This is a genomic window from Pedobacter glucosidilyticus (assembly GCF_002483235.1).
Lineage (GTDB): Bacteria > Bacteroidota > Bacteroidia > Sphingobacteriales > Sphingobacteriaceae > Pseudopedobacter > Pseudopedobacter glucosidilyticum_B.
This window is the reverse complement of sequence record NZ_DLHN01000019.1, coordinates 13931-24787: the sequence shown is the minus strand read 5'-3', so window position 1 is coordinate 24787 and position 10857 is coordinate 13931. Positions and strand designations below refer to the sequence as shown.

Here is a 10857-nt window from a genome sequence, read left to right as displayed (position 1 = left end):
AGCCTGCTAGAAATAGCAGGTTTTTTTGTTTCCCTCTTTTGGAGCAAATTTTGTATTTTTATAAAAAAGTCTAATAATGAGCGTTTCAGAAATTCAATTGTATCAAATTCTTAAAGCCAAAATAGGGGATAAAGAGGCTGAAGAATTGGTTTCTTGTGTAAAATCCGAAGTCAATAAGGAATTTGAGACTAAAAAAGATACTTTAGCAATAAAGGTTGATTTGGCTAATATGAAAAGCGAAATCATCAAATGGATGTTTATTTTGTGGATTGGCCAAATAACTATTACTTTAGGTATAATATTCGCTTTTATTAATAAATAGAAGAATATTGATGATTCATTTTTAGTTCTGGAAAGACCAGGACTTTTTTATTTTTATAGCATGCAAGAACAAAACGACAACCAACTAAACATAGAACTATCAGAAGAAATAGCAGAAGGCGTATATTCTAACTTGGCCATTATAACGCATTCTAATAGCGAGTTTGTACTTGATTTTATTAGGGTAATGCCTGGTATACCAAAGGCAAAAGTGAAAAGTAGAATTGTATTAACACCAGACCATGCAAAGAGGCTATTATTAGCTTTAGAAGATAATATTGCCAAATTTGAAATGATAAACGGACAGATAAAAGGCGGTGGAGAACCTAACAATGGAATGCCTTTTAACTTTGGAGGGCCTACTGCACAAGCTTAATTATGAGGAAGAGAGGTAATTTCTTTTTCAATAAAGGAAATAATCTCTCTTTCTTCTTTTGGGTTAAACCAATGTATATTTTCTGTTTTTCTAAACCAAGTGAGCTGTCTTTTAGCAAACCTTCTAGTATTTTGTTTAATAGCTTCAATAGCTTGTGGTAAAGTAATCTTATCCTCTAAATATTCAAATATTTCAGAATAGCCAACCGTATTGAGGCTGTTTAAGTGTTTGTCATCTTGTAAGGCTTTTACCTCATCAACTAAGCCTTGGGCTATCATTAAATCTACCCTTGTATTGATTCTTGTATAAAGTTCTTCTCTTGGGATATCTAAGCCAATGATGATACTTTTAAAAGGACGTTCTTTTTTTATTCCGCTACGAAAAGAAGAAAATGTTTTACCTGTGGAGTGATAAATCTCAAGAGCCCTTATAATACGCTGCGGGTTATGTATATCAACTTCTGTGTAATAAGTTGGGTCTATTGCTTGTAATTCTTGCTGTAGAGGGCTTATCCCTTCTTTAATGAGTCTATCATTAAGATTTTCTCTAATTTTTTCGTTTACCGGAGGAAGTTCATCAAAGCCATGGAGTACAGCATTAATGTATAAGCCAGAACCACCAACCATAACCAAAACATCATGACTTTTAAAAAGTTGATTTAGAAGTTCTAAAGCCTCTTTTTCGTAAGAACCTACACTTATTTGCTCTTGTATGCTGTGCGAGTTGATGAAATGGTGTGTAGCTGCTTTTAGTTCTTCATCTGTAGGTTTGGCAGTGCCAATACTCATTTCCTTAAAGAATTGTCTACTATCGGCAGATAAAATTTCAGTATTAAAATATTGGGCAATTTTAATAGCTAAAGCAGTTTTACCTATAGCTGTTGGACCTGCAATTACAATAAGAACCTTGGTTTTATTCATGCTGTTTTTAAACAAAAAATCCGGCTTAAACCGGATTTTAATATGTTGTTTTATTCTCTATCATAATCATCCTGATCGAAGTTTTCATTATCAGAAAACTCGTCAGAAAATTCATCGCTTTCCTCTTCTTCATCTTCACCTTCTTCGGTATCAGAATTTAAAGCTTCTAATTCATCCTCATCGGCAATTAAAATGGTTTCATCTTCTAAGAAGTCTGGGTCTTCATCGCCCGTAATTTCATCAGGAGAACCAATAATATTGCTAATGATTTTTGGTGCTTCGCCAACAGCTTTAAATACTAAAGGATAAGTTTGAGTAGGGTTGTTTTCTAAAATTTTAATCAGCTCTACATGAAAATCAAAAGGTTTTTCAAAATTATAGATGTAATAAAACTTTTGATGCGGATCATCTATATGGCTGCTTAATTTTGCATTCTCCATTAAACTTATACCACGGTCTATTTTTCTTTCATTAGGTAAGTAAGCAATTTCTTCGTTTTTTATCCAATGGTCGTTACTTACATAAAAAGAAGAAGACTTCTCTGGGTCATAACCTATAGATTTATGAATTGCATAATGCAAATCTTTAAATGTTTGATTTGATTTAATATCAATCTCTCTGATTACATCATCGTAATCCTCAAAACTTACCCTGAATCTGTAAACTGCCATGCTGCAAAAATAATTTTTATAGGGGATTTTTCTTAATTTATTTCACCTTCGTTGATAAATAAAAGGAAAACCTAATCTAGTTCTTTTTCAATTTTTAGCCCAAGTTCTATGCCTGTTTTTTTCATGAAATAAAGTGCTTCAGAACGGTTATTGGCTATATCTCCTTCTAAAATAGCTTCTCTAATCTTGTTTTTGATGATTCCAACTTCTTTACCGGCTTGTAAATTGAAAGTTTTCATAATGTCTTCACCGGTAACTGGAGGCTGCCAATTTCTTATTTTATCTCTTTCCTCAACATCTTTAAGTTTTTGTTTTACCAGCTCAAAGTTATTCCTGTACTTTTTGATTTTGTACTCATTTTTGGTAGTTACATCTGCCTGGCATAAGAGCATTAAAGCCTCTGTATGTTCGCCTGCTTCAAATAAAAGTCTCCTCACGGCAGAATCTGTAACAACTTCTTGTGCCAGTACAATAGGACGGAGGTGAAGCTGAACCAACAATTGTACAAACTTCATTTTATCATTAAGTGGGAGCTTTAAATCGGCAAATATTTTAGGAACCATTCTAGCTCCTTTGTCTTCATGACCATGGAAAGTCCAACCGTGATTTTTCTCAAAACGTTTAGTAGCTGGTTTGGCTATATCATGTAAAATAGCTGCCCATCTTAACCATAAATCATCAGATGTTTTGGCAACATTATCCAATACTTGTAAAGTATGGTAAAAGTTATCTTTATGGCCTTTACCTTCTATGATATCTACGCCATACAAAGCCACCATTTGTGGAAAAATCAGTTTTAACAGACCTGTATCAAACAAATAATTAAAGCCTATAGAAGGTTTTGGCGATAGAATAATTTTATTAAGTTCATCTGTAATACGCTCTTTTGAAACTATTTTAATGCGCTCTAAGTTGAGTTTAATAGCATCAATAGCATCTTGATTAATTTTAAAATTAAGTTGAGTAGCAAAGCGTATAGCTCGCATCATCCTTAAAGGGTCATCAGAAAAAGTCTCATTAGGATTTAAAGGCGTAATGATATTTTTTTCTTCCAGATGTTGGATACCACCAAAAGGATCTACCAATTCACCATATTGATGAGGATGAAGGTGAATAGCCATAGCATTGATGGTAAAATCTCTTCTTTTTTGATCGTCTTCTAAAGTGCCATCTTCAACAATGGGTTTTCTAGAATCTGCTCGGTACGATTCTTTTCTGGCACCAACAAATTCTACTTCTAAATCTTTATAGCGCAACATAGCGGTACCAAAATTTTTAAAAACAGCAACCTTAGTTTTTAAGATTTTACCTACTTCTAAGGCGAAATTTGGTCCATTGCCTATCACTAAAATATCCACATCTTTAGAAGGACGGTTTAGAAATATGTCTCTTACAAAGCCACCTATTACATAAGTTTCGACATTTAAATTGCCAGAAATTTTAGAGATAATTTTAAAAATAGGATGTTTAAGGTGTTGCTTCATATTTGATTTGGACAATGCTATCAAAAACTGAATGCATATTCCTGAAATTTTAAAAACGCTACCAAAGATAATTCTTTAAACTGAAGGCTGAAAGCTTATTTCCTGATAAAGGCAAAGGCTCCATTTGCTTCTAATTTCATGATGGTGGATGGCTTTTTAGTTTGATGATTATCTTGTTCTAATTGCACAATATAATCTACACCATCTTTAATGGTTTGAGGTATTTGAGAAAAGTTATTAGGGGTAGGCTCACCACTTAAGTTAGCAGATGTAGAAATTATAGGTTTTCTAAATCTTTGCACTAATTCTTTACAAAATGGATGTTTGGTTATTCTAATGCCAATGCTACCATCGCTATTGATAGCGTTTTCCGCTAAATTTTTAGCACCTGAGTAAATGATAGTCAAAGGGTTTTCTGCAAATTCTATTAAATCATAAGCAACATCGGGTATTTCTTTAACATAGCTTGGTAGCTTGGCATCTGTGTCTAATAAAATGATAAGGCTTTTAAACTCTTCTCTTTTTTTAAGCGCAAAAACTTTAGCAACGGCATCTTTATTGGTGGCATCGCAACCAATTCCCCAAACGGTATCTGTTGGGTATAGAATTAAACCACCATTTTTTAAAACTTCTAAAGCTTTATTAATTTCTTCTTTTAGCATGTTCAATGGTTTTTAGGTAAACGCTGTTTAAGTTTTTTGCAATACTTTCATCATTAAAATTTTCGGCATAGGTTAAGCCTTTTTTAATCATGTTAGCTTGTAAATCTTCATCTTTTAACACTATTTCTATGGCTTTAGTAAGTGCAATGTCATCATCAGGATGAACGTATAAGCTATCTGGCCCACCAGCTTCTTCTAAACAAGAACCTGTTGCTGCAATTACAGGAATCTTGCTGTTCAAAGCCTCTACAATAGGTATCCCAAAACCTTCGAACCTGGAAGGATAAATGAAAATTTTAGCTCCTTGGTAAATAAGTGGTAATTCTTGAAAAGGAACATTTTCTAAGAAAATAACCTGTTGTGTAAGATGATTTTCTTGAATAAAATCTAAAATTTCTTGTTTATAAGCGGTTACTTTACCTACTATAACCAGCTTAATATCTTGTTTAAGATGCTTTAAAGCTTTACAAATCAATAATTGATTTTTGCGTGTTTCTATAGTTCCAACAGATAGAAGATATTGCTGTGGTAGCTTATATTTTTCTTTTATTTCCTTGATAGCATCATCTGAATATGGACAACAAAAAGCAGCATCGCAACCTTGATAAACAACATCAATTTTTTGAGGATTGGTATTAAAATACTGAACAATATCTCGTTTTGTTTGCTCGCTTATGGCAATAATCCTATCTGCATTTTTGCAAGCCGCTTTAAATTTGTAACGATAAATTTGTCTATCAACCCATTTGAAATAGTGTGGAAAACGAAGGAATATCAAATCATGAATGGTAACAACGCTAGCAATATTAGATTTTTTAATATTAGCCGGAAGCTCGTTACTTAAACCATGAAATAACTCAACATCATCATAAACCAATGATTTTGTAAGCTGCAAACTCCTCCAATAGGATTTTAAAATTTTTACGGGAGCTGTTTTAACCGATATGTTGGCAAAAGGTTCAACCAATGTTTGCCTTACCTTTGCGTTATCTTGCGGTGTGTAAAGTAGGTATTGGTTCTGAGGATAATATTTAGCCATGATGCGGATAACTGCCCGACTATAATTACCTAAGCCAGTGAAGTTTTTAAATGCTCTTTTGGCTTCGAACCCTATTTTCATATTTTTTAAGTTTAAAGTAAAAAGTTAAAAGTAAAAAGGTTTTGATCAATGTTTATCTAGCTTTCTACTCTTAACTTTAAACTTTTTACTTTCAACTTCTATTAAATCGCTACACTATGTTCTCTTAATGCATCGTTTAATGATGTTTTTTTATCGGTAGATTCTTTTCTTTTGCCAATAATTAGTGCACAAGGTACTTGGTACTCGCCAGCAGGGAATTTCTTGGTATAACTACCTGGTATCACAACAGAGCGCTCTGGAACATACATTTTATGTTCTACAGGCTCATCGCCAGATACGTCAATAATTTTGGTTGATGCGGTTAATACCACATTAGCCCCTAAAACAGCTTCTTTACCTACTCTTACACCTTCTACAACAATTGCTCTAGAACCTATAAAACAGTTATCCTCAATAATTACAGGTGAAGCTTGAACCGGCTCTAATACACCGCCTAAACCAACACCACCACTTAAGTGTACATTTTTACCTACTTGTGCACAAGAACCAACTGTTGCCCAAGTATCAACCATCGTACCTTCATCAACAAATGCGCCTATGTTAACATAAGAAGGCATCATGATAACGCCTTTTGCTAAATGCGCACCATAACGGGCAATACCATGAGGTACTACACGCACACCTCTCTCTTTATAGTCGGTTTTCAATTTCATTTTATCGTGAAAAACAAAAGGACCAACTTCAATTTCTTCCATTTCTCTGATAGGGAAATAAAGAATTACTGCTTTCTTTATCCAGTCATTAACAGCCCAACCATCTAAAATAGGTTCTGCAACTCTTAGTTCACCTAAGTCTAAACGATAAATAACTCTTTCTATAGCATCACGGTATTCTTTGAAATTCAATAAATTTCTATCTTCCCATGCATCTTCAACGGCTTTTTTTAATTCGGCAATCATATTAAAATTTTTGTTTGCAAATTAAAGCTTTTTTTAGCTAATAATCTGATTTTTGACTTATTTTGAGAAGATTTATGGTAGAAAAAGTAAGGATAGATAAATACCTGTGGGCAATAAGATTGTTTAAAACCAGAACCTTGGCTACAGAAGCTTGTAAGGCTGGAAGGGTAAAGAAAGATGGCACAAACATTAAAGCCAGTTACGAGGTTAAGGTGGGCGATGTTTTACAGGTTTCGAAAAATATTGAGAAGAAGTTGATAAGAGTAACAGCTTTATTAGCCAACCGTGTAGATGCTAAAAAAGCGGTCTTACATTATGAGGATATAACTCCATTAGAAGATACGATTAAATTTAAATGTATGTTTAGGATGCCTGTTTTAGAACGAGACCGAGGAACAGGAAGACCAACTAAAAAGGATAGACGTGAAATAGACGATTTACAAGATAACTTTTTTATGGATGAAGAAGACGATTAAGGGAATTCATAGATATTTTTAAATGAATACATGACTTTTTTGGATTCTATTCCGAAAAAGTTATAACTTTTTTGGATTTCATTCCGAAAAAGTTAATTTTGTAAGAAATCAAATACCATGATAGATAGATTTCTTACAGAAAAAATCAAGGCTAAACTCTTTAAAGGAAAGGCTATCATTCTTACTGGGGCAAGGCAAATTGGTAAAACCACTTTACTGAAATCTTTTTTTGGAAGTGATGAAGAAGTTTTATGGCTTAATGGAGATGAAGTGGATGTACAAGAGTTATTTTCTACAATTTCTGCAACTCGTTTAAAAGCTATTTTTGGTCAGAAGAAAATAATTGTCATAGATGAAGCACAAAGAATCAAAGACATTGGTTTACGCTTAAAACTCATTACAGACTCTATTCCAGAAGTACAACTTATTGCAACCGGGAGTTCTGCTTTTGAGTTGGCAAATCACATTAATGAACCTTTAACCGGTAGAAAATGGGAGTACAAAATGTTTCCAATCTCATTCTCAGAAATGGTACAGCATCATGGTTTATTAGAAGAAAAACGTTTGATTCCACATCGTTTAGTTTATGGTTATTATCCGGATGTTATTGTTAATCAAGGAAACGAAGTAGAACTATTAAAGCAATTATCTGATAGCTATTTGTATAAAGATATTTTGGCTTGGGAGCAAATCCAAAAGCCAGATAAATTATTAAAACTCTTACAAGCTTTAGCTTTTCAAGTTGGTTCTCAGGTTTCTTTTAACGAATTAGGGCAACTTTGTGGATTGGATTCTAAAACAGTAGAGAAATATATTGTATTGTTAGAACAAACCTATGTTATATTTAGGTTGAGTTCTTTTAGTAGAAACTTGAGGAATGAACTTAAAAATAGCAAGAAGATATATTTTTATGATAATGGAATTAGAAATGCGGTTATAGCAAATTTTAATCAAATAGAAAATAGAGCTGATGTAGGTGCTTTATGGGAAAACTTTGTAGTTTCTGAACGTATTAAATTCTTGAATTACTCTGACAAGTGGGTAAATTACTGGTATTGGCGCACCAAAGAACAAAAAGAGATTGATTGGGTAGAAGAAGCTAATGGACAATTAACGGCCTTTGAATTTAAATGGAGTGCGTTAGCAAAAGCAAAGTTACCTCAGCTTTTTCTTAAAACTTACCCCAATAGCCAATTTAAAGTCATTAGTAAAGAGAATATAGATGAATTTTTGTTGTAATGGAGTTATTGTAATTTAAGGAATTTTCAAGATTTTCTAACAAAACTTTCTATAATTTCTAATCCTAATAAAGCTTCTTCTAGCGAACACGGGTTTTCTCCTTCACCTCTAAAATAGGCTATGGTTTTAGTAATCATTGGTCGTTGAATATTCACAGGATGCTCAAATTCTTCATGAACAGTTTCTCCATTTTTGGTGATACTTAATTTATTGCCAAAAATGTGAAAGGTTATTTTCCCTTTTGTACCTATAATCTCACAAAACTCTTCTTCTTGTTCGGGCAGTACATCAAAACACCATAAACCGTTGAAAATGATGTTGTTTTCGAATTTGATTTGGCCGCAAATAATATCATCAGCATTACTTTTTAGGGATTGATTAGCAGATACTCCACCATAATAAACAGGTTTGCCGAAGAAATGAAGCATTAAATCTATGGCGTGTGGTGCTAAATCATGAAATAAGCCTCCACCAGAAATGCTGGGGTTTAATCGCCAGTTTTCTTCGCTTGCGGCAATCATATCAGAACCGCTTCTTTGTAAAGTATGTAGGTTAACAAATTTTACCTCACCAATAAGCTGCTCATCTAAAAGATTTTTTATAGCCTTAAAATAAGGCACTTCTCTTCTATAATGGGCAACTACCACTTTCTGCTGATATTGCTTTTGGGCTTCTATAATAGCTTTACAAGCTTCCGTATTAATGGTAACAGGTTTCTCAATATAAACTGGTTTACCTGCTTTTAAGGCTTCAATAGCATAGTCATGATGTTGAAGAGGTGGTGTGGCTATGTAAATGGCATTTATATCATCATCCAGAATTAAGGCAGAAGCATCTTGATACCACTTTTGTATATGATGTCTTTTAGCATAATCAGCAGCTTTTTCTGCATTTCTTCTCATTACAGCTACAACTTTAGAGTACTCTTGTCTAAAGGCAGGACCACTTTTAACCTCAGTAACATTACCACAACCAATAATTCCCCAATTGATATTTTCCATTTTAATAATCTTTTTTACTGGCTGATTGTTGCCACATTTCAAAAGCTTTTAAAGCCTCATCTCTTAATAATTGTTGCGATGGTAATTTCCTGTCCTCAGGTTTCAAGTCTATTTCCTGATAAATGAAATCGTCATCAAAATTGATAGCGGCAGCATCTTTTTTAGTATTAGCATAGTACAATTTATCTATCCTAGCCCAATATATTGCACCTAAACACATGGGGCAAGGTTCGCAACTGGCATAAATAGTGCATCCTTCTAAAGAAAAGGTGTTTAGGTTTTGGCAAGCTAGTCTTATGGCGGCAACTTCTGCATGTGCTGTAGGGTCATTTGTAGTGGTTACGGTATTTGCACTTTTGGCTATGATCTCACCGTTTTTAACGATAACCGCTCCAAACGGACCACCTAAATTGTTTTTAACATTATCTTCAGAGAGGGCAATAGCCATTCTCATAAAATCTTCATGTTCCATAGCTGTAAATTAAAAAAGCTCAACATCAAATGCCGAGCTTTTGTTTATATTTTAAGAATTGAAAATATTACTTTTTATCTTTTTTGTAAGCTTCATTTAAGCCTTTGATTACTTCTTTAGTAACATCTAAGCTTTCATCAGCAAATAAAATAGCGCTATTACCTTTAGAGTAAGTTAAAACCATTTTATAACCTTTTTCTTTAGCATAAATTTTAAGGTAATCAGCTACTTTATCATAAAGTTTCTCGTTTTCTGCCATTTCTTCGCTTTGTAAAGCAGAGCCTGCATTTTGCTGATAAGCCTGTAATTCTTGTTGTTTACGGGCTAAACGCTGTTCTGTACTAGCTCTTTCATCAGCACTCATACCTTGTGCACCTTGTTGGTATGCAGCAACTTCACGTTGGAAAGCAGCACCTTTAGTTTTTAAATCAGCTTCGGCTTTTTTAGACTTATCTTCAAATTTAGATTTGATTTCTTTGAAATACTCGTAATTATTTAACAATGAATCTGAGTTTACGTATACCACAGCAGCAGCTTGGTCTTTAGCAGTTTCGGTTGTTGATTTAGTTGTTTTTGGTTCTGTACTATCATTACAGCTTACTACAGCAACAGCTAATAATAAGCCTAAACCTGCTTTAGTAATGTTAGAAAAATATGGTGTCATTTTAATTTATTTTTACACAAAGATATACTTTCAATAAAAGTATCCTAATAAAATAAAAAAAGACCTTTCAGAATCATCGAAAGATCTTTTTTTAATATCAATTTAAATGGATTAAGCCATTTGCTTGGTTAATTTTTCAGCTAAAACTGATTTTGGAACTGCGCCAATTTGCTTGTCAACAATTTCTCCGTTTTTGAAAAATAATAAAGCAGGGATGTTTCTGATACCAAATTTCATAGAGATTTCTGGATTGTGGTCTACATTAACTTTACCAACAACAGCTTTACCATCATATTCTTTTGCTAACTCTTCTACAACAGGTCCAACCATACGGCATGGTCCGCACCACTCTGCCCAAAAGTCTACTAAAACTGGTTTATCTGATTTTAATACTAATTCTTCAAAATTAGCATCTGTAATTTCTAATGCCATAATATCAATGATTTAAATAAAAATTCTTTTTTTAAGATTTCAAATATACATACCCAAACATTCTGCCACAAATAGATTCTTGTAATCTTACCATAGGAT

At 33.3% G+C, this 10857-nt stretch carries 14 protein-coding genes; 4 read left to right on the top strand and 10 right to left on the bottom strand.

The genetic code is table 11. From position 1 onward, the window contains the following. Window positions 1-76 precede the first annotated feature (76 nt). Window positions 77-322 (top strand): hypothetical protein, encoded by a 246-nt coding sequence (locus tag B2745_RS05745; protein ID WP_304064312.1) that lies wholly within the window; start codon window positions 77-79, stop codon window positions 320-322. Window positions 323-382: 60 nt separating this feature from the next. After that, window positions 383-697: a DUF3467 domain-containing protein gene (locus tag B2745_RS05740; RefSeq protein WP_026902996.1), complete on the top strand. Its 315-nt coding sequence runs from the start codon at window positions 383-385 to the stop codon at window positions 695-697. Here B2745_RS05740 and miaA read toward each other — a convergent pair. The 6 genes from miaA to B2745_RS05710 form a co-directional block, all read right to left on the bottom strand. Further along, window positions 694-1617 carry a tRNA (adenosine(37)-N6)-dimethylallyltransferase MiaA gene (gene miaA, locus B2745_RS05735; protein ID WP_304064311.1) on the bottom strand — a complete coding sequence of 308 codons (924 nt, stop codon included), beginning with the start codon at window positions 1615-1617 and terminating at the stop codon, window positions 694-696. The two genes, B2745_RS05740 and miaA, sit on opposite strands and share 4 nt — an antisense overlap. A 50-nt stretch (window positions 1618-1667) precedes the next feature. Further along, on the bottom strand, window positions 1668-2288 hold the full coding sequence (locus B2745_RS05730; RefSeq protein ID WP_304064310.1) for an IS1096 element passenger TnpR family protein: 621 nt from the start codon (window positions 2286-2288) through the stop codon (window positions 1668-1670). Window positions 2289-2359: 71 nt separating this feature from the next. Then, the gene (locus tag B2745_RS05725) at window positions 2360-3772 is read right to left on the bottom strand and encodes a CCA tRNA nucleotidyltransferase (protein WP_304064309.1); all 1413 of its coding nucleotides are present in this window, start codon (window positions 3770-3772) and stop codon (window positions 2360-2362) included. A gap of 95 nt (window positions 3773-3867) precedes the next feature. Then, entirely contained in the window at window positions 3868-4434 is a 567-nt protein-coding gene (locus tag B2745_RS05720) for an L-threonylcarbamoyladenylate synthase (RefSeq protein WP_304064308.1), read from the bottom strand. Next, a complete protein-coding gene (locus tag B2745_RS05715; protein ID WP_304064307.1) occupies window positions 4415-5554 on the bottom strand; it encodes a glycosyltransferase family 4 protein in 1140 nt (379 codons plus the stop codon). Before B2745_RS05715 ends, B2745_RS05720 begins: the two co-directional genes overlap by 20 nt. Window positions 5555-5655: 101 nt before the next feature. Continuing rightward, complete coding sequence (locus B2745_RS05710; protein ID WP_026903002.1) at window positions 5656-6474, bottom strand: 2,3,4,5-tetrahydropyridine-2,6-dicarboxylate N-succinyltransferase; 819 nt, start codon at window positions 6472-6474, stop codon at window positions 5656-5658. 74 nt (window positions 6475-6548) lie between these two features. Between B2745_RS05710 and B2745_RS05705 the strand changes: the two genes are divergently transcribed. Together B2745_RS05705 and B2745_RS05700 are read left to right on the top strand one after the other, a co-directional pair. Then, window positions 6549-6950 (top strand): RNA-binding S4 domain-containing protein, encoded by a 402-nt coding sequence (locus B2745_RS05705; RefSeq protein WP_304064306.1) that lies wholly within the window; start codon window positions 6549-6551, stop codon window positions 6948-6950. Window positions 6951-7067: 117 nt separating this feature from the next. Continuing rightward, window positions 7068-8189, top strand: coding sequence for an ATP-binding protein (locus tag B2745_RS05700; protein WP_304064305.1), 1122 nt, complete (start codon window positions 7068-7070; stop codon window positions 8187-8189). Between the two features lie 26 nt (window positions 8190-8215). On the opposite strand, the gene B2745_RS05695 is transcribed toward B2745_RS05700, so the two are convergent. The 4 genes from B2745_RS05695 to trxA form a co-directional block, all read right to left on the bottom strand. Then, window positions 8216-9190, bottom strand: a complete 975-nt coding sequence (locus B2745_RS05695) for a Gfo/Idh/MocA family protein (protein WP_304064304.1) — start codon at window positions 9188-9190, stop codon at window positions 8216-8218. Window position 9191: 1 nt separating this feature from the next. Beyond that, a complete protein-coding gene (locus B2745_RS05690; RefSeq protein WP_304064303.1) occupies window positions 9192-9662 on the bottom strand; it encodes a nucleoside deaminase in 471 nt (156 codons plus the stop codon). Between the two features lie 67 nt (window positions 9663-9729). Continuing rightward, window positions 9730-10326, bottom strand: a complete 597-nt coding sequence (locus B2745_RS05685) for an OmpH family outer membrane protein (protein ID WP_026903007.1) — start codon at window positions 10324-10326, stop codon at window positions 9730-9732. A gap of 111 nt (window positions 10327-10437) precedes the next feature. Continuing rightward, complete coding sequence (gene trxA, locus B2745_RS05680) at window positions 10438-10758, bottom strand: thioredoxin (RefSeq protein WP_026903008.1); 321 nt, start codon at window positions 10756-10758, stop codon at window positions 10438-10440. Window positions 10759-10857 lie beyond the last annotated feature (99 nt).